We start from the raw sequence: 20608 nt of genomic DNA on the forward strand, positions 1-20608 counted from the left end.
ATTGAACGATCAAAAGCTTAGATAACTGATCCTTATAAGCCGTTAACGATCGACTTTACCAATTGTGGACCTTTGTAGATGAACCCAGTATAAACCTGGACTAAATTTGCGCCTGCATCGAACTTTCCTTTTGCTGATTGCGCATCATCTATTCCGCCTACTCCGATGATTGGTAATTTACCTTGTGTTAAGCGTTTCAACTCACTCACTACCTCTGTAGAACGCATTCTAACAGGGTGACCTGATAAACCGCCGGCTTCTTCTGCATATTGCTGGCCCATAACTGCAGCTCGCTCAAGCGTGGTATTGGTGGCAATTACACCATCGATTTTATTATTTAAAAGTGATTCACTTACTTGCTCTATTTGTATTTGATCTAGATCCGGTGCAATTTTTACAAGCATAGGCACTTGTTTATTGTGCTTTGCAACTAAATCTAACTGTTCGTTTTTAAGACTTTGCAGTAAATCATCAAGTGCAGCGCCATATTGCAAATCACGCAAGCCAGGTGTATTTGGTGATGAAATATTTACCGTAATATATGAGGCATGTTCAAATACTTTACGCATACAATGAATATAGTCATCTTTACCTTGTTCATTTGGCGTATCTTTATTTTTACCAATATTAATACCGAGTATGCCACTGTATTTTGCTGCTTTTACATTTGCGACTAAGTTATCAACGCCTTTATTATTAAAACCCATGCGGTTAATAATAGCGTTTGATTCTGGCAACCTAAAAATACGAGGTTTATCATTACCCGCTTGAGCACGCGGCGTAATAGTGCCAACTTCAATAAAACCAAAGCCCATTTGGCTAAATGCATCAATACATTCCGCATTTTTATCAAGGCCAGCTGCTAGCCCTACAGGGTTTTTAAATTTCAGACCCAAAAAATCGACTGGCTTATCAGAAATATTTTGCGACCAAGCTAAATTTAAAGGTGTATTGGTAAAACGACGAAGATTATTAAGTGCAAACTCATGCGCCCACTCCGCATCACGGGTAAACATAAAACGGCGAGCTAAATCATAAAACATCAATATAATCCTCTTTTTAAATTTTAGACAAAAAAATACCTCAGACAAGGCTGAGGTATTGTATAACAATTTTAACAATCAGTTATTTATTTACTAAACAATTATCTGATTAAAGCTAAATTATTTTCCTGATGTATCACAATTGTGGCTTAACAACATAAGTTCACGAAGTGCTACCGAGAACTTAGCAAAGTCGTGGCTTTGTGATGTTTTAAACTCAGCCAGCATTTGTTTCCAGCGTTGAAGTAATAAATCTTGGCTATCCATCCACTCGTCTATTTGACTATCAACATCGCTCTCATCACCTTCAAAGCTATTTAATACAACTTCAGATAACGTACGTTGCTGCCAATCAAGCTCTTCTCGATAAGACGAGCGAGCAAGTGCTTGCCAATGATTTGCTACTGGTTGCTTAGTTATTTGCTCTAAGAACCAATGCAGACCCATTCTTGCGCCTAGTTTAAAGTAAGTATTGGACACCATCGAAATACTCTTACCTGAACTATTTGCAACTTCTGCTAAATCCATCACAGAGAATAAGCTTGATAAAGAAACAATACGATTAGCTATATCTGTTGGAACGCCCGCGTCAATTAACTTATTGGCCTCAATTACAATACGATCATTTTCTTTTTCAATCATATACGTATTTAAGTTATCGCTTAAATCTTTAAAGGTTGGCGCAAAGAATTCAATTCCTTGTTCAATAGTTTGTGACTTATTACGATGACGTAAGAACCAACGCGTTGCTCGGCGCACAGTACGACGAAGTTGGTAAAGCATTTCAGTTTGAACTGCTGCTGGTATTTTATTATCAAGTGCACTAATAGAAGACCATGTTTCACGCATTTCAAATATTTCGCTAGCAATTGAGTAACACATTGCTATCTCAGCTTCATTAGCACCAGTTTCTTCATGCATACGTACCATGAAGTTTAAACCCATATCGTTAACGATACTGTTAGCAAGTTTAGTTGCAATAATTTCTTTACGAAGTGGGTGGTTGTTCATCGCATCGTTAAACTTCTCACGCAATGGACGTGGGAATGACTTAACAAGCAATTGACGATAGTAAGGGTTTTCAGTAATTTCATCACTTACTAAAGACTCTTTTAATACCATTTTTGCGTAAGACACTAGCACTGAAAGTTCAGGACGAGTTAAGTCTTTACCTGCAGCAGCGCGTTCTGCCAATTCTTCATCACTTGGAATAAATTCGATAGCACGGTTTAACTTGCCTTCTTTTTCAAGCGCATGAATAAAGCGAATCTTTTCTTTGAGTGTTGAAGTACCTTTAGACTGCGTAATTGAAATAGTATGTGTTTGACGGTAACAGTCTTTTAATACTAATTCAGATACTTCATCTGTCATTGAATAAAGTAGCTCATCACGTTGTTTACGTGTTAAATCACCTTCAGCAACTAAGCCATTAAGTAATATCTTAATGTTAACTTCGTTATCTGAACAGGCAACACCCCCTACGTTATCAATAAAGTCAGTATTAACACGACCACCCTTAGCTGCAAATTCAACTCGACCTAATTGCGTTGCACCTAAATTACCGCCCTCACCTATTATTTTAGCGCCTAAATCTCGACCGTTGATACGTAGTGCATCGTTTGCACGATCCCCTACATCGGCATCAGTTTCTTTAGAGTGTTTAATGTATGTACCAATACCGCCATTCCACAGTAAATCAAACTCCATCATTAATGAGGCTTTCATTAACTCATTTGGAGTCATACTAGCTTTTTTAGTGCCTAACATTTTTTTCATTTCTGGGCTAAGCGTAATTGATTTTGCTGCACGAGAGAACACACCACCGCCGGCAGAAATTAACTCTTTATTGTAATCTTCCCAAGATGAACGCGGCATATTAAATAAACGTTCGCGCTCTGGATAAGAAGTTGCAGCATCTGGGTTAGGATCAACAAAAATGTGCATATGGTTAAAGGCAACTTGTAGACGAATATGCTTAGATAACAGCATACCATTACCAAATACATCACCTGCCATATCGCCAATTGCTACTACTGTAAAGTCGGTAGTTTGACAATCAATATCCATTTCACGGAAATGTCGTTTAACTGACTCCCATGCACCTTTCGCTGTAATACCCATTTTCTTATGGTCATAACCAACCGAGCCACCAGATGCGAATGCATCACCTAGCCAGAAATTGTATTCGTTAGCAATGCCATTTGCGATATCAGAAAAAGTAGCTGTTCCTTTATCCGCTGCAACTACTAGGTAAGCATCATCTTCATCGTGACGAACAACATCGCGCGCTGGTACTATTTCACCACGCTCAATATTATCAGTAATATCTAAAAGACCACGGATAAAGATTTTGTAACACTCTTGGCCTTCTTTAATAAACGCTTCGCGCTCAGTCGGTAGTTGTTTACATACAAAGCCACCTTTAGAACCAACAGGTACGATTACTGTATTTTTAACTTGTTGTGCTTTAACTAAGCCAAGTACTTCAGTACGGAAATCTTCACGACGGTCAGACCAACGCAGACCACCACGCGCTACTTTACCGTAACGTAAATGCACTCCTTCTACACGCGGAGAATAAACAAAAATTTCAAACGCAGGTAAAGGAAGTGGTACATCAGGAATTAAGCTAGGTTGTATTTTAAACGACACATAAGACTTAAACTGTCCGGCATCGTCTTTTTGGAAATAGTTAGTACGCAGCGTCGCAGCAATCATATCTACGTATAAACGTATAATACGGTCATCATCAAGGTTTGCTACATTTTCAAGCTCTAAATAAATTTGTGTGCTTAGCTTTTCAAGTGTTTTGGCACTTGCAGGGCTTTTAACTGAGAATTTTTTAGCAAACAAGTTAACAATTTGCGCTGCGATATTTGGATAATTTGCAAATGTACTTTCTATGTAACTTTGTGAGAACGTTACACCAATTTGACGCATATATTTAGCGTATGCACGTAAAATAGATGCTTCGCGGCCTGTTAGGCCACCCATTAACACTAAACGGTTAAAACCATCGTTTTCAAGGCGGTTGCCCCAAACATTTGTTAATGCAGCGCGAAAACGTGCTGAAATTTTATCAAAATCTGCCATCCCTTTACTGTCAATAAGCATCGAGAAGTCCATGATCCAGTTGATACGACCATCGCTAGTTTTAACTGAATACGGTGTTTCACCCACAACGCGAAGGCCAAAGTTTTCAAGCATTGGCATAACATCAGATAAGTGGATCGGCTCATCTTTATGGAATAAGCTTAATCGTACAATATTGCTGTTTGCTTCTTCTTGAGGACGGTAAAACAGCATTTCTAGTTTGTTTTCATCGCTAAGTAGTTCTAACTTCTCAATATCAACAACCGCAGCACTTGGAAGCACTTCATCTTTGTATGAGCGTGCAAACGCATTACAGTATTTACGATTTAAATCGTTACCACGCGCTTCACCCGCAGACTCTAAAAGAGCAGATTGAAGTTTATCTTCCCACGTACGTGCTGCTTCTACTAAATTGTTTTCGATGTCTTTCACGTTATATTCGATCTTGTTGTCGGTCACACGGACGGTGTAATGAGTACGCGCCAGTGTTGACTCAGAGAAATAAGTAGTAAATTCGACTTTATCGTCAGAATTAAATGCATTAGCTAATATATCTTGCGTTTCACGACGAAGAGCCGTGTTATAACGCTCGCGAGGTACATAAACCATACAAGATAAAAAACGACCATACGCATCTTTACGTACAAACAAGCGACACATATCGCGCTCTTGTACTTGTAACACACCCATAGCAACTTCAAGTAGCTCACCTTCGCGCGCTTGAACTAGCTCATCACGTGGGTAGGTTTCTAAAATATTTAAAACAGCTTTGTAAGCGTGAGTACCTTTAGCAAAATCACACATTTCCATAATGCGATTAATTTTACTTTTTAACACAGGCACATCTGTAGCGCTGTTATTGTAAAAGCTTGATGAGAATAAACCGATAAAGCGATCTTCACCAATTACATTGCCTTCATCGTCAAAGCGCTTAATACCTACATAATCTATGTAAGCTGGACGATGAACACGAGAAACAGAGTTAGTTTTTGTTAAGATCAGTAGGTTGCTGCTACGAGCTTCTTGACGTGCAACTTCAGGTAATTCTGATAATAAGCGAGTGTGTTCTTCAGTCGAGTTTTTCATCAAGCCTAGGCTTGTATCCATTTTACCTTTTAGTTGGTAATCACCTTGAACTGGGCTTAACTCATATTCACGGTAACCCATTAGGGTAAAATTATCTTTAGCTAACCAATCTAAAAACTCAGTTGTTTCTGAAACTTCATCTTTACTTTTATTATGATGACGTTTAGGTAATTCTTTAGTCACTGCAATCAATTTTTTACGAATTGGTTGCCAATCATCAACAGCAACTGATACATCAACAAGCACAGACTCTAATTCTTTTTTGAAAGACTCAATCACAGAAGAATCTGTTTGACGGTCAATTTCAATAAAAAATACTGTTTTAGTAGATGAAGATTCTTGCTCTGCTTTTAAATTTGATAATCCAGAAATTTTAGCGTTTTCATCACGCTTAATTTTTAATGGGCAGTGAAGTAATAAGTGAGAGGCGATATTTTCACGAGTCATGGCCATACGAACAGAATCAACTAAGAACGGCATATCTTTAGTGATAATTTCAACGATTGTATGTGATGACTGCCAGCCATCTTTTGCCACTTCTGGATTGAAAACGCGGATAACTGCATCGTCAGTAGTATTTTTTTCTAGCGAGTTCCAAAGGCTTAATGCTGCGCCATATAGGTCACTATCGTTGCGGTTTGCCAAATCCTCTTTAGACATATTGCTGTACAAGGCTTTGGCGAATTTCTCAACGAGTAACACATTATCAGCGCGAACTTTTTTCTGGATCAGCTTACAGACATTATCTAGGATAACCGAGGCTAGGCCTTCATTTCGTGTCATTGTATGTTCCTTAATCTATTACTGCTAAAAGCAGAATATTTGTACAGCGTATTATTAGCGTGGAGTCAGTTAAATTCTAACCCTTTTACAGCTAATAAACAGCCTTTTCGATGAAAACATTTTAAGCATTTCAGCTATTTGGTCATCTATTCACAAAATATAGATATAAATGGCCATTACTGGCCATTTAGGAGCAAAAGTATTCACATTATTTTTTCTGGTCAGTCCAGAGAAGGCTACCAATTGCAGGTAATAACAACACTGCACCTAACATATTCACTAAAAACATGAAGGTTAATAGTATACCCATATCAACTTGGAATTTAAGATCTGAGAATATCCAAGTGCTCACACCAATAGCTAATGTAATACCAGTAAATAGAACCGCACTGCCACGCTCAACAAGCGCATTTCGATAAGCAACACTAAGCGGTACGTTTTGCTTAAGCTGCCCCATCATCGACGACAGTATATAAATACCGTAATCAACACCAATACCTACACCTAATGCAATTACAGGTAAAGTAGAAACAGTTAAGCCTATTTCCAGCTGTACCATAAGTGCTTGGGCAAGGGTTGATACAATATAAAGCGGTAATACCACGGCTACTGTTGCTTTTACGCTTCTAAAGCTCATTAAACATAAAATAATAACGGCACCATAAACGTAAAGCATCATGGGTATTTGTGCTTCTGATACAGACTCATTAGTCGCGGCCATTACGCCCACAGGTCCTGACGCTAATTTAAATGCCAATTTATCAGTGCCCTCTTCTTGGGCAAATTGCTTAACACTCTTAATTACGGTATCGATAGTTTGTGCTTTATGATCATCTAAGAATATAATCACAGGCATAACAGAACAATCACCGTTAAGTAAACCTGTACTAGTTTCAACTCGAGACGTTGACTGTACTAAGCTTGCTGAATTTCTTGGCAAACTCTGCCATTTTAAATTGCCTTCGTTGTAGCCCGCGTTAACCGATTGAGCTACAGAGCTTAAACTTACAGCAGACTGCACACCGGCCACATTCTCAACTTTGTATTGAAAACGGCTTATACGCTCCATCACATCATGCTCAGTACATGCTGCAGGATACGCCTCTACAATTACTTTTAAAATATCAGACGAGATAGTGTACTTATCCGATATTAAAAACGTGTCTTGGTTGTAACGGGCATCTTGATGCAGAGATGGTGCGCCTGCGTGTAAGTCACCTATACGCATTTTATCTGCTTGCCAGTAGCCTAGAGCAAATAAAACAAGAGTAAAACCGATAATCATTTTAGCGATTTTAGGATCGGTTGCTTTTACTAAAATGTCTCTGATCTTATCAAGTATATTAGGCTTCTCAGCATCACCAGATTGAATATGTACACTGTTTTCAAAGTTCATGTACGACGCCCAAACTGGCAGCAAAATTAAATTTGTAAATATAATTACTGCCACACCTAAACTCGCTGTAATAGCAAGTTCGCGGATAATACCAATATCAATAGTAAGTAACGTTAAAAAGCCTACGGTGTCTGAAAGCAGTGCAATACCACCTGGTATTAATAAAGCCCTGAAACTTGACTGACAACAAATTCGCGTACTTTTTCCTTCACCTACTTTTTTGCCAATCGCATTAATCATCTGCACACCATGGCTTACACCAATAGCAAAGACTAAAAACGGCACCAAAATAGACATAGGGTCTAGTCCAAACCCTAAACTTGAAAGCAGGCCTAATTGCCAAATAACGGCAATAATAGAACACGCGATAGGCAAAATAGTTAGCTTTAAGCTGCCACAAAATAGCCAAACCATAATAAAGGTAAAGGCGATAGCAATGGCAAAAAATACGACTACCCCTTTTGCGCCTTCAGCTATATCACCAGCCATTTTTGCAAAGCCAATAATATGAATACTTACTTTGTCTGTACTTAAAGGCTCTCTTAAATCACTTTCTAGCTTTTGTGCAAAAGCTAATGTGTCTAATTTTTGTTGTGTTTGAGGATCTGTTTCTAAAAGTTGAGCCGTTACCATTGCACACGAGTAATCGCTGGCAATCATACGCCCTACAACTTTTGCTTTTTCAATGTTTTCCTTTACTACACCTAATCCACGCGTATCTGCTTTAAAGTTTGCAGGAATAATTGGACCACCGGCAAAACCATCCTCTACTACTTCTACAAAGCGAGCACTAGGTGAAAATATAGAATTCACTAAAGGACGATTTACACCAGGAATAAAATAAAGCTGATCGTGAACCGCTTTTAATTGAGTAAAAAATTCTGGATTAAATATATCTCCGCTCTCGTCACATACTGAAATTAAAATACTATTTGCACCACCAAACTGTTTTTCATGTTTAGTGTATACCTTCATGTAATCGTGATTTAACGGGATATTTTTATTAAACGATGCATCAAGTTGAATTTGAGTCGCTTTAAATACAAGTAAACAGGTTATAAGTGCAAAACTTATAAGCATAATTAAGCGATGTCTAAAAATCGCCTTTTCAATAAAATCGAGTAACTTATGCATTAAGGGGTTAACTCCTTCACTTTAATGCCATCTTCTGTAGCCATGATCAATCTGTTATCTAAAATTACACCATCAAGAATCGCTTTACCGTCAGCAAGCTGCTCATGGGTGAGTAACCCATCTTGAAGATGAAAAATAACGCCACTATTAGCGAGCATGAGCCATTGTTTGTTATTATAATTAATGATGTTGTTAATCGTCGCTGTTTTAACATTTTCAAAATGCTGCCACTGCTTTTCGCCACTTTGCTTTGCAAAAACATTACCTCGAAGCCCTGCCACAATTTCTTGTGTGCTATCAGAGGCAACTGCAAAGAATGAACCGGGATAAACTTCTTCTATTCTTTGCCAAGTTTGACCATCGTCAATGCTTCTGGCCATTAAACCCATTTCACCAACGAGCATTAATCCATTGTCTGTTTTTTCTATGCGATTAAAGTGCGGTAAAATAGAAGCAGTTTCCGCTTCGTATCCTTGTGGGTCATTTTCTTTTAAATCGTTTAAGTAATCACGATCATCACTAAAAAGTAGCGAATCTAAAAAGCGTTTTTGCCAATGTTGACCACCGTCTGTAGTTTGATAAAACATGCCATATGCGCCCACTGCAAAACCTTTTAAGTCATCTTCAAATAAAATATCTAAACATGGTTTATCTAATTCAGGTAATGCTTGTTGTAGCTGCCAATTAACGCCACCGTCAGTAGTATTTATGATTGTTGCATCGTGGCCACACGCCCATCCATTATTTTCGTTACTAAAATCAACGGCAGTTAAGAGCACTTGAGTTGGAACTAGCTCAGCTTGTTGCCATGAATCACCCGATGTACTTTTAATAACAGTACCGTGTTTACCAACAGCAATTAAGCCATTACCCGTGTTAGTTATATCGGTGAGTAAGGTTTTAGCTGCATTTGTTGCACTGATTGCATAGTTAGGGGCTTCTTGTGCAACACTCGCACCGCTTATTATCAGGCTGGCATATACCAAATACTTCATAAATTTTAATCGCCTTGTACGAGAGAGTTGTTTGTCTTTTTACTAGGGAGTGCGTTGCGCGCTGTAAGACAAACGCGATGAGAAATGAAAAGGCACTTAACATATTGTTAAGTGCCTAGTTTAATACTATCTACCAGCGCGACGTAAAGCGCTTGAAGTAAATTCGTTATCGTTAAACGACTGTGAAAAATCGTACATTTTTTCTTGGTTATCTAAACCAATTGCTAAATAACGACGAGAATTCAAATCATGATAAACCTCAAGCGTACTCCACTGTGTAGGAACTTCGTAATAGTTAAGGCCATAAGCCATGGCTACACGGTAAAGTTGGTCGCGGTTATCATAAATATCAGTTACCTGTACTTGCCAGCTATCTTCATCAATGTAAAACACACGTTTTTTATAGATATGGCGTGTATCATCTTTTAAGTTAGCTTCAACAACCCAAACACGATGTTTTTCGTAACGTGTATGTTCTGGGTTAATATGGCCAGGCATTAAAATATCATCGTACTCTAGCTTGTCGCTATGAAGTTTGTAGCTGTTGTAAGGTATATATAACTCTTGCTTACCTTTTAGCGTCCAGTTGTAACGATTTGGTGAGCCATTAAACATATCAAAATCATCGGTAGTGCGCAGGCTATCTGCAGCTGTGCCTGGTGCATCATATGCAACATTAGGTGCACGACGAACACGACGTTGTCCCGAGTTATAAGTCCATGCTTGGCGCGGCGTTAATATTTGGTCCATTGTTTCATGAACTAATAATGCAGTACCCGCTAAACGTGCAGGCTCTGTAACGCTTTGTTTAAACTTAAACAAAATGTTTGAGTCTTGTAGCTCTGCAGGTGTTGCGCTTGGGTCTGAGTATTTAACTAATAGCTGCTCATCAAAACCAACATAGTTGTAAGAACCAGATGCAGTCGGTGCAGCTTGACCACCAAAACGCTCAATAGACTGGCCACGGTAACGTAATAAGTGATTCCAAATTGCCTCTAAACCTGTTTTAGGGATAGGGAAAGGAATACCAATCGCCGTATTTTTAATACCGTTACCGCCTTCGATTAATTCAGCAGTTGATGCAAACTTTTTAGTCGCGTCATAAACAAACTGAGGGTAAGAAGCTGAGCGGCGTGTTTCATACACTGGCATCTTAAATGTATCTGGGTATGCTTCAAATAAAGCAATTTGACCCGGACTCAAATTGCCTTTGTACTTTTCAATATTACTTTTATCGATAGTGAAAAGTACTTTGTCAGTCGCAAATGGATCAAGGTGATGCATACCAGCTTCATAACCTGCAGGCGCTGTTGTAATTCCGTTATTCCACGCTGGAATAGAACCATCAGCATTCGCAGCTTTTTCTGCACCCATTGGCGTTAAGTTTTGACCTAATTGAGCAACTTCATCAGCGCTTAATTTAGCCAAAGCTGCGCTGCTTGCAAACAAACTACAAAATGCTGTAGCGATGAGGGTAGGTTTTTTAATCATAGTAATGTTACCCCTAAATAGAATATTTTAAGTTAAAAGAAACGTAATCGCGGTCTGAGAATGTATTAACACCGCCACCGCCCCAAAACGAGTTATAGCTCACATCAAGTGACCACGCATTTTGGTAGTTAAAGTTCATCGTAGCACCTAAAGATTTACGATCTTCAATAAATAAGAACATAGGATCTGGTGTATTACCGTTTACGTCATGAGAAAATACAAAACGTGGTGAAAAGTTAATACCTTTGTAAAAGTTGAAGTAATCGCCTTTAGCAATTAGGCGGTAACCCCAAGAAGATGCTGTAGCGAATGATTTTTCTTCAGCACCATTTGAAAGACCAAGTTGCAATGTTGAATAATCAGTAGTACCTGGGCCTGTTATTGTGCCACTACGGCCAGTACCTGATACATTTAAACGCATTTCGTCATAGTCAGGCATATCGTGAATTTTAACTACACCGACTTCACCAACTACAGCCCAACTATCAGCACCTAATGAAGGGCCAAATAAATGTGTTGCTGTAAATTGAATTTGTGATGTGTCGCGTTCAATGTAGCCTTTGGCAACTTCACCTGCACCAACTGAGCTTACCGCATCGCCTATACTCATTTGCGAAATACCCGCAAAATCAGGACGAATACCAGCGACCGCCAATTGCTCAGGCATAGCTGTGTAAAGTAACTCTACGTCATCAATTTGTAGCGGTTCATCTTGGCGAAAAGCAAATTCACCCGCGAAGGCTGTTTCGCCGATAGTCGTATTAAAACTTAAACCATATAACTTAATATCTTCAGGGTACTCGTTTTCAGCTTTAGAAAAAGCAGTTAAATCAGCAACATTATCTGACGTGATTTCTGTTGTCATGATCATCGCTAAATCTTGAGCAATTGCAGCTTGTGAAAAGTTTGATACGCGACCAGATATAAGCGGACGACGGCTATGATAATTCACGTGATAGAGTGCAATTTCAGTATCATTAAATTCAGGTAAAAATACACCTAAACGTAAACCATACTGACCGCCATCTTCAGGCTCTGTTTTACCATTATCCCCTTTACCTTTTAAAGCAACTTTAGTTGGGTATGCAAGATACATTTGAGCTAATAAAGCACTTCCTTCTGCACTTGAAGGATCAATACCTTGTGCTGCTGCGGCTAATGCAAAATCAGATGTTAAGTTATTCAAGCTATCTGTTAAAAAAGCAACATCAATATCAGGATTAGACGTAAAACCTAATTGAACATTCTGCTGATAACCATTTTCTGCTGCAAAGTCATTAGTCGAAAAATACGTACCAGCTGCGGGTAAACGCGTTTCTTGCCATTGGTATTGGTAGAAACCTTCAAGGGTAATGTTGTCAGTAATGCCAAGCGATGCCCAAAGCATGCCTACAGGTATGAATGCTTCTTTAAGCTCAGCACCTGGCGCTTTCAATCGGTCAATATCAACTGGGTTTACGTTAATACCATGAGATATAAGTGTACTCTCACCCCAGTTAACTACTTGTTGACCTAAACGGACAGATAAAGGGTTATTACCATCATTTAAATCAAAATCAGCCCACACAAACGCATCTAATAAACGAATATCTGCACAGCTTTGCGCTTTAGTGTCTTTATCATCACACGGATCAACCCCCTGCCCTGATGTAGGATTTGAATATGCATGATAGCCATCCATCAACGCAAAGTCATAAAAATACATGAAGCGAGTGAACAAACCGTAGTTATCTTTATTTATTGAAAGGTCGTGTGTTCCCTTCAAAAGTTTTGAAAATGAGTCACCACTGTCAAAATTTAAATTACCAGCATCACCATTATTTGAATAAGAGCCAGGTTGAGCCCATACATCTTGAGATGAGTAAATAGTGTTGTTTAGCGCAGGGTTGTAACCTGTCCAATCAAATGCCGGATTGTTACTTTTACCAATTAGGCTAAAGTCTCTGTCTTCTACGCGAACACTTTGCCCATATGAAAAGGTTGAATCGAAGGTAATGTCAAAACCTCCAGCTTCAAATGTTACAGCTTGTGTACTTGCTGCAGATAAACCTAAGCTAGCGGCTGCTATACCTATAGCGATTCTATTTTTAACAAAAAGCGATCTTCTTATCATTTTGGTTCCCCCCTGTCGCGGGTCATTTTGTGTGATCAAGTTATTGTTTTTAGTGTAATCATAACGATAGAAGCGAATCAGTGAAATTACAAATACTCGCTCTAATCTTCCGTATACTTTATATTTTGGTTGACGCTTACGTATTGGTAAGACGTCGTACCAGATAATTTATACACGTAATTTAACAATAGGACAAATTGAAATTAACAAAAATACAATATTTTTATGTATATATAACATAAAAACCGAGTGTCAGGCCACTCGCTCTAGGCGGATAAACTTGTTTTCGGGGGTTAATAAGAGTCTAAAACGACCACGTACACCTAAACTTGAGATGAAGGGCCTCAAATGTGTAGCAGCAAAACGAATCGTTTTACCGCCATCTTCTACAACTTGTAAAGAGCTAAAACGGCCATGGTAGTAATCCATGCACTCGTTATAGCTCAATCTTAAGGTAAAATAATACTCAATCATTTATGCGAGCGCTTTTTCAACCTTTTCATACAAATCAGCACTTAGCCCATCTAGATTAGCTAAGCGTTGTAATTGCAGTTTCATTGCTTGAGAGCGAACATCATCGTAACGCTTCCATGACATGAACGGTGTTAGCATACGAGACGCATTTTGTGGATTAATTGCATTAAGTTTTATTAACAAGTCACCTAATAACGTATAGCCTTGGGCATCTGAGCGATGAAATTGTGCTGTATTAAAGTGACTAAAGCTTCCTACAAGTGCACGTACACGGTTCGGGTTTGAAAAATCAAAACACGGATGTTCGTAAAGTGCCTTAATATTTTCTATAGCTTTATTGCCTGACTGCATAGCTTGCAGTGCAAACCACTTATCCATCACTAAAACATCATGGCGCCATTGACTATCAAAATGATTCAAAAGCTCTTCTTGTATAGGGTGGGATGCTTTTACCACTGCGCTTAGTGCACCAAGTACATTGGTCATGTTAGTCGAACTTGCGGCTTCTTTAATAAAGCTTACAGCCTCTGGCTTTTGAGTTTTAGCCAAATAATGCAAGCATATTTGTTTTAAAGCGCGCTTAGCAACGGAGCTTGCACTTATACTGCCATCATCTTCAAGAGATTCGTAACAAGCAAGCAGCTCATCAGCAAGTTCGTCAGCAATTTGTTGCTCAAACTTTTCTGTTATTTCAATAATCTCATCAACAGGTATTACTTCAAATTCAGCGGCTAATGTATCAAAACTTGGCAGTTTAAACAGCTCTGCGATTAAGGCTAAATCGCCCTCTTTGGTATTTATAAGTACACGTAGCGCATTTATAGTTTCGCTGCTTAACATGCTATTAGTTGTGTCGGTAATCTGAGATTTAATCGCTTTAATAAATAGCTGCTGCTGTGCATCCCAACGTGAAAAATCACTGCGTGCAAAACGCATAATATGTAATAGTTCGGGCTCTGTTGTTTGCTGATTTAAAATACAAGGTGCAGAAAAATCTTCGAGTAAAACCGCAACAGGCTTTTCTAAGATATTATCAAAGCTAAATGTTTGAGTCGTACTTGTTACATCAAGCACATGATCTAGTTTTTTACCTTTACATTGCAGAGCAATACTTTCCCCATTCGCATCAAGTAGTTCAATAGCAAAAGGTATATGAAGTGGTTTATTGTCTGGCTGATTGTCCGGTGCTGCTTGTTCTATTGTTAATGTATACGTATTTGAACTGCTATCAAAATGTTGTATTGCATTTAAGCGCGGGGTACCCGATTGACTATACCACAGCGTAAATTGCTCTAAATTTACACCTGATGCATCGCTCATTGCACTGACAAAGTCATCACATGTTACTGCTTGCCCATCGTGGCGCTCAAAGTAAAGTGTCATTCCTTTTTGAAAATTAGTTTCACCTAGTAACGTGTGCATCATACGGATAACTTCAGCACCTTTATCGTATACTGTTACAGTATAAAAGTTATTCATTTCAATAACTTTTTCAGGACGAATTGGATGCGCCATAGGGCCTGCATCTTCGCTAAACTGATGCGTACGCATTACTTTAACTGCATCAATTCGGTTAAGTGCACGAGAGCCTAAATCACTACTAAACTCTTGGTCTCTAAATACGGTTAACCCTTCTTTTAGCGATAACTGAAACCAATCTCTACAAGTAACTCGGTTACCTGTCCAGTTATGAAAGTACTCATGCCCTACAATGGATTCAATCGTATGGTAGTCTTTGTCTGTCGCTGTTTCTTGATTGGCCAATACACATTTACTATTAAAAACGTTTAGCCCTTTATTTTCCATCGCGCCCATGTTGAAAAAATCGACGGCTACAATCATATAAATATCAAGGTCATACTCTAAATTAAAGCGTTCTTCATCCCATTGCATTGCTTTTTTGAGTGAAGCAATTGCATGAGGTGTTTTAGATAAATTACCCTTATCAACAAATAATGCTAACTCTACGTCTTTGCCGCTTTTAGTCGTGTACGTATCTTTCAAAACATCAAAATCGCCCGCTACAAGTGCAAATAAATAGCTCGGCTTTTTAAATGGGTCTTGCCATTTCACAAAATGACGACCATCTGATGTTTCACCGCTATCTACTTGATTACCATTAGAAAGAAGTTGTAGATACTTTTTATCGGCAATAATAGTTACATCAAACGTGGCAAGTACGTCAGGGCGATCCATGTAATAGGTGATTTTTCTAAACCCCTGCGCTTCGCACTGTGTGCAATACGCACCGCCCGATAAATATAAACCTTCTAAAGAAGTATTCGTCTCAGGTGATATCTCGGTCACAATACTTAATTGGCAACTATCCGGTAGGTTATTAATTATTAGCTGCTCACCAACAATTTCATAATCCGTTATATCAACTGTATCAACAGATAAAGACAGTAAACGCAAATCAATACCATCAAGCACTAAAGGTGCTTTTTTATCACCAACTCGGGTAAGTGTTAGTAAAGAGCTTACTTTGGTTGATAAAGGCTGTAAGTCAAATGTTAGCTCTGTGTGGTCAATTAGAAAGTCAGGAGCTTTATAGTCTTTAAGATATTGTGCTTGAGGTTTACTTGATTCAGTCATAGATACTCCAAAGCAGCTCCTTTTAAGTTAAAAGGAGCTGCTTAAAATTAGGCAGATTGTTTTGGCTTAATACGTAAAATTTTAATGCCTAAGTAGGCATAAACAACCGCTAAAACAGGGTTAATTAAGTTAAAGAAAGCGTAGAGTGCATAATCAAAAGGGTTTATAAGTAAAACGCTTTGCATGTATGCGCCACACGTATTCCATGGAATTAGTGGGCTAGTAATTGTACCGCCATCTTCCAATGTACGAGATAAGTTAACAGGCTTCAAACCACGTTTTTCGTATTCATCTTTAAACATACGTCCAGGTACAACAATCGCTATATATTGATCGGCCGCTATTACGTTAGTTCCTATACACGTAGCTATTGTCGCCGCAATTAACGACCCCGTGCTTTTAGCTATTTTAAGTATGCTTTTTACAAAAATATCCAAAAGACCTGTTTTTTCCATAATGGCACCAAACATCAGTGCAGTCATAATCAGCCATGTAGTTGTAAGCATACCAGCCATACCGCCACCACTGAGTAAGGAATCCATCTTATCATCGCCGGTACTTATGCTAAAACCATCAAAGAAAGTAGTCCAAACAAGTTTAAAGTAGCCAACTAGCTGTCCTTGAGAAACATCAATTTGGCTAGCAATTAGATCAGACTGAAACAACATAGCCCAAACAGCGCCCACAACAGCACCAATTGAGATAGCAGGAAATGCTGGCATTTTTTTAATAGCTAAAACTAAAAGTACGATTAACGGGATCAGCATTTCAAAATCAATATTAAAGTTTTGCTGTAAAATAGCCGTTATTTCATCAATGCGCCCTGCTTCGCTTGAAGCTGTTGCATTAAACCCCATGAATATAAATATAATCAGTGCAATTACAAAACTTGGTACTGTCGTCCACAGCATATGTTGAATATGCTCAAACAAATCAGCCCCAACAACTGCTGGTGCCAGATTGGTTGTTTCTGACAGTGGGCTTAGCTTATCACCAAAGTATGCACCAGATATAACTGCACCTGCGGTTACTGTTTGCTCAAGTCCAAGACCCGTAGCAACACCTAATAAAGCAACACCTATCGTAGCAGCCGTGGTCCAAGAACTACCAATACTCATTGCTACAATGCCACAAATTAAACAACTCGCTGCATAAAACCAACTTGGATTGATAACTTGTAAGCCATAATAAATTAGAGTTGGCACAGTCCCAGAAAGTAGCCAAGTACCAATTAATGCACCTACCATAAGTAAAATTAAAATAGCACCAAGTGAAAGCGTTATGCCTTCGATCATAGCTTGTTCTAATTTTTTCCATGTGTAACCGTTTTTAAGACCAATTAGAGCCGCTGCAAAAGTGGCAAATAAAAGTGCTATTTGGTTAGGACCGGATGAAGAGTTGTCACCGAATAAGTATACAGCCGCGCCAAGTAAACAGATTAATACAGAGATAGGAATTAATGCATCAAAAAACGAGGCGGGTTTGATTGGTTTATCTTCCAATGGCTTCAAAATAGAGACTCCTACACACACTTGCTGTGTGTTTAATTATTATTTTTAGCACGTAAAGCGCATTAATTGAGCGTCATTAATCCAGCTCAACTTTATGTAATCGAAGATTATAACAATTTAGTAAATTTTAGGTAGTAAAAAAGGCGCCAATGCGCCTTTTTTACAGAGGTAAAACCAGTTATTACTTCTTAGCTATACGACCATAATTAATATAATCTTGAGTAATTAATGCAGCCTCTTCTAAAAATGGGTCAAGCTCTTCGATTACTTCTGGTATATCGTCTAAGTTTTCTACCGGATCTTTACCTAAACGCTTAAGACGTTCGTTAGTACGTACAAGTGCACGTGCTTCACCTTCATCTTTTTCTTTAATACGGTCTGCTTCAACTAAAGAGATAGTTTTACGGTCTTTCTCTTCGTTGTATAAGGTAATGTCATTAAATACATAACCAAATTCTGGCTCTGATTTAATTCGTACTTCGTGTTGTTTTTCAAGGTACGTAATAATAGGTGTTAGATTACCTAGTTTTTTATATTTCGCTTTAACAATGCTGTCCCAAGGAAGTGCATTATCTTGCTTACTTTCGCCCCACTGTGCAGGATCAATTGCTGATGGAAACGAAATATCAGGAATAACACCTTTATGTTGCGTGCTACCACCGTTAATACGATAAAACTTAGCAATAGTATACTGTACACTGCCTAGCGCATTATCGTATAGGTCATAAGCACGGCCTAAGCCTTTGTGCTGCTGTACAGTACCCTTACCAAATGTTTGCTCACCAATAATTACAGCGCGACCGTAATCTTGCATTGCTGCTGCGAATATTTCAGAAGCAGATGCACTGTAACGATCAACTAACACAGTTAAAGGGCCGTCATAGTAAGTTATACCATCACGATCTTTTTGCTCTTCTATACGGTTATTTAAGGTATGAATTTGAACAACTGGGCCTTGGTCAAAAAATAAACCTGACAATTGTGTTGCTTCATATAATGAACCACCACCATTTTGGCGCAAGTCGATAATAATACCATCAACCTTTTCTTCTTTAAGCTTAGCAAGTTCTACTTTTACATCTTTCGAAAGATTATTGTAAAAGCCAGGAATTTCAATCACCCCAATTTTACTTGTTAAATCAGAATATTTTGCTTCAAATACTTCTGATTTAGCCGCTCTATCTTCAAGTCGAATTTTATCGCGAGTGATTTCTACAACTTTCGGAGCGCCGTGAGCATCAACACCTTTTAAATACTGTAAACGTACTTTAGTCCCTTTAGGACCTTTAATTAAATCAACTACGTCATCTAAACGCCAGCCAATTACATCTACAAACTCTTCGCCATCTTGAGCAACACCAATAATGCGATCATCAGCTTTAATTTGATCTGTTTTATCTGCAGGGCCTCCCGGCACTAAGCTGCGAATAACAGTGTAATCTTCATCAGGGCTTAATACGGCACCAATGCCCTCAAGCTCTAAGTCCATATCCATTTTGAATTGCTCTGCACGACGTGGCGATAAATAAGACGTATGCGCCTCAATGCTGCGTGCTAGCGAATTCATAACAATTTGAAAAGCATCTTCTGAATTTGATTGTACTAAACGTTTTTCTGCATTTTTGTAGCGTTTGGTCAGCACCTCTTTAATGCCTTCCCAATCTTTACCCGTCATTTTTAAACGCAGTGCGTCGTACTTTACACGCTCACGCCAAATTTCATCAAGCTCAGCTTGTGACGCAGGCCATGCTGAATCTTCACGGTCAAAAAAGTATTCATCTTCTTTATCAAACGTCATCTCTTTTTCAAGCAGAGTAAGTGAATACTCGTAACGTTCAAAACGGCGCTTAAGACTTAAGTTAAAAATATCAAACGTAAAGTCTAATTTACCGGTAGTAATAGCGTTATCAAAGTCATCACGATATTGCTCAAATGAGGCGATATCGCTGGCTAAGAAAACGCTTTTATTAAAATCAAGGGATTCGATATAACGATCGTACACTTTACTAGAAAGCTCATCGTTAAATCGAACCGGTGTATAGTGTGAACGAGCAAATAAGCTAGCCACTCGTTTGCTAGCAGTACCATGTTGACTCTCTTGCTTGAGCTGGGGTAAATCGTCAATAGTGACGGCTTCTACAGCAGCAAATAATGAACCTGAAAACAGGGCAGCAACTAACGGAATGAGCGTAAACTTTTTACTCATACACAACTCCTTAATTTATTTACAACTTAAACAATGTATAAGCTGTCAGCTTTGGTTTTAACTTGCATACCTGTTACTAACTCAACATGAACATCATCTTTGTTCACTTCAGTTATTACTGCATTTACAAGTGCTTGGCCAAGTTTAACCTTAACCTTATTATTAACCTTGACCTCAGTTGCTGGCAAAGGTTCAATTTTTCCTGAACGCTTAGCCGGTGCTGCTTTAGCAGGTTTGTTAGCTGCAGGAGCGTTTTTATCGCCTGGTTTGCTAGCATGAGCTGGTTTTTTCTTGAAAGATTTAGAATCTGAATCTTGGCGAGGACGCTGTTGTTTTTTGCGTTTAGCCATTTTAGCGCGGCTTTCTTCCAATGCTTTTTGTGCATGGTCGATATGCTCTTGCTCAACTTTTTCACCTTGATTACCATCAAGATCAATACGAAACTCTGACTTGGTCACAGCTTCTAAATAACGCCAGTTAGACGTGTATTTTCTAAGCGCTTGACGAACTTGAGTCTTACTTACTTTTTCAGACCCTTCAATACGCTCAGCAATATCTTTAAAAATACCTACTTTAAGCGGCTTGATGCCATCTTTTTGTTTAAAACATTGTGGGAATTCTTGATATAAAAATTCCAACACTTCATTAATATCTTTTAGCTTGTTTGTGGTTTCCATTTTAGAACCTA

At 38.6% G+C, this 20608-nt stretch carries 11 protein-coding genes; all 11 read right to left on the minus strand.

What is annotated here, in order from left to right:
• Window positions 1-32 precede the first annotated feature (32 nt).
• The 11 genes from pyrD to proQ all read right to left on the minus strand — a co-directional run bounded on the left by pyrD (window position 33) and on the right by proQ (window position 20597).
• Window positions 33-1043 (minus strand): quinone-dependent dihydroorotate dehydrogenase, encoded by a 1011-nt coding sequence (gene pyrD, locus H5120_RS10630; protein ID WP_182674344.1) that lies wholly within the window; start codon window positions 1041-1043, stop codon window positions 33-35.
• 120 nt (window positions 1044-1163) lie between these two features.
• Entirely contained in the window at window positions 1164-6005 is a 4842-nt protein-coding gene (locus H5120_RS10635; protein ID WP_182674345.1) for an NAD-glutamate dehydrogenase, read from the minus strand.
• A 208-nt stretch (window positions 6006-6213) separates the two neighbouring features.
• Window positions 6214-8535, minus strand: a complete 2322-nt coding sequence (locus tag H5120_RS10640; RefSeq protein ID WP_182674346.1) for an RND family transporter — start codon at window positions 8533-8535, stop codon at window positions 6214-6216.
• Window positions 8535-9530, minus strand: a complete 996-nt coding sequence (locus H5120_RS10645; RefSeq protein ID WP_182674347.1) for a YCF48-related protein — start codon at window positions 9528-9530, stop codon at window positions 8535-8537. Before H5120_RS10645 ends, H5120_RS10640 begins: the two co-directional genes overlap by 1 nt.
• Before the next feature lie 126 nt (window positions 9531-9656).
• A complete protein-coding gene (locus tag H5120_RS10650; protein ID WP_182674348.1) occupies window positions 9657-11021 on the minus strand; it encodes a DUF1329 domain-containing protein in 1365 nt (454 codons plus the stop codon).
• A gap of 13 nt (window positions 11022-11034) precedes the next feature.
• Entirely contained in the window at window positions 11035-13134 is a 2100-nt protein-coding gene (locus tag H5120_RS10655; RefSeq protein WP_182674349.1) for a DUF1302 domain-containing protein, read from the minus strand.
• A 252-nt stretch (window positions 13135-13386) separates the two neighbouring features.
• Complete coding sequence (locus tag H5120_RS10660; protein WP_010552655.1) at window positions 13387-13608, minus strand: DUF2835 family protein; 222 nt, start codon at window positions 13606-13608, stop codon at window positions 13387-13389.
• The gene (gene pepN / locus H5120_RS10665) at window positions 13609-16203 is read right to left on the minus strand and encodes an aminopeptidase N (protein WP_182674350.1); all 2595 of its coding nucleotides are present in this window, start codon (window positions 16201-16203) and stop codon (window positions 13609-13611) included.
• 47 nt (window positions 16204-16250) lie between these two features.
• Complete coding sequence (nhaC, locus tag H5120_RS10670; RefSeq protein ID WP_182674351.1) at window positions 16251-17714, minus strand: Na+/H+ antiporter NhaC; 1464 nt, start codon at window positions 17712-17714, stop codon at window positions 16251-16253.
• 181 nt (window positions 17715-17895) lie between these two features.
• Entirely contained in the window at window positions 17896-19920 is a 2025-nt protein-coding gene (gene prc / locus H5120_RS10675) for a carboxy terminal-processing peptidase (RefSeq protein WP_154903037.1), read from the minus strand.
• Window positions 19921-19946: 26 nt separating this feature from the next.
• A complete protein-coding gene (proQ, locus tag H5120_RS10680; protein WP_002961909.1) occupies window positions 19947-20597 on the minus strand; it encodes an RNA chaperone ProQ in 651 nt (216 codons plus the stop codon).
• Window positions 20598-20608: the final 11 nt, after the last annotated feature.

This window comes from Pseudoalteromonas sp. SR43-2 (genome assembly GCF_014163885.1).
GTDB classification, from domain to species: Bacteria; Pseudomonadota; Gammaproteobacteria; order Enterobacterales; family Alteromonadaceae; genus Pseudoalteromonas; species Pseudoalteromonas distincta.

Excerpts from the sequence above, each read along its gene's own strand:
- pyrD (WP_182674344.1), bottom strand. The coding sequence starts at position 1,043 with ATGTTTTATGATTTAGCTCGCCGTTTTATGTTTACCCGTGATGCGGAG.
- H5120_RS10640 (WP_182674346.1), bottom strand. The coding sequence starts at position 8,535 with ATGCATAAGTTACTCGATTTTATTGAAAAGGCGATTTTTAGACATCGC.
- proQ (WP_002961909.1), bottom strand. The coding sequence starts at position 20,597 with ATGGAAACCACAAACAAGCTAAAAGATATTAATGAAGTGTTGGAATTT.
- H5120_RS10645 (WP_182674347.1), bottom strand. The coding sequence starts at position 9,530 with ATGAAGTATTTGGTATATGCCAGCCTGATAATAAGCGGTGCGAGTGTT.
- prc (WP_154903037.1), bottom strand. The coding sequence starts at position 19,920 with ATGAGTAAAAAGTTTACGCTCATTCCGTTAGTTGCTGCCCTGTTTTCA.
- H5120_RS10635 (WP_182674345.1), bottom strand. The coding sequence starts at position 6,005 with ATGACACGAAATGAAGGCCTAGCCTCGGTTATCCTAGATAATGTCTGT.
- H5120_RS10655 (WP_182674349.1), bottom strand. The coding sequence starts at position 13,134 with ATGATAAGAAGATCGCTTTTTGTTAAAAATAGAATCGCTATAGGTATA.
- H5120_RS10660 (WP_010552655.1), bottom strand. The coding sequence starts at position 13,608 with ATGATTGAGTATTATTTTACCTTAAGATTGAGCTATAACGAGTGCATG.
- pepN (WP_182674350.1), bottom strand. The coding sequence starts at position 16,203 with ATGACTGAATCAAGTAAACCTCAAGCACAATATCTTAAAGACTATAAA.
- H5120_RS10650 (WP_182674348.1), bottom strand. The coding sequence starts at position 11,021 with ATGATTAAAAAACCTACCCTCATCGCTACAGCATTTTGTAGTTTGTTT.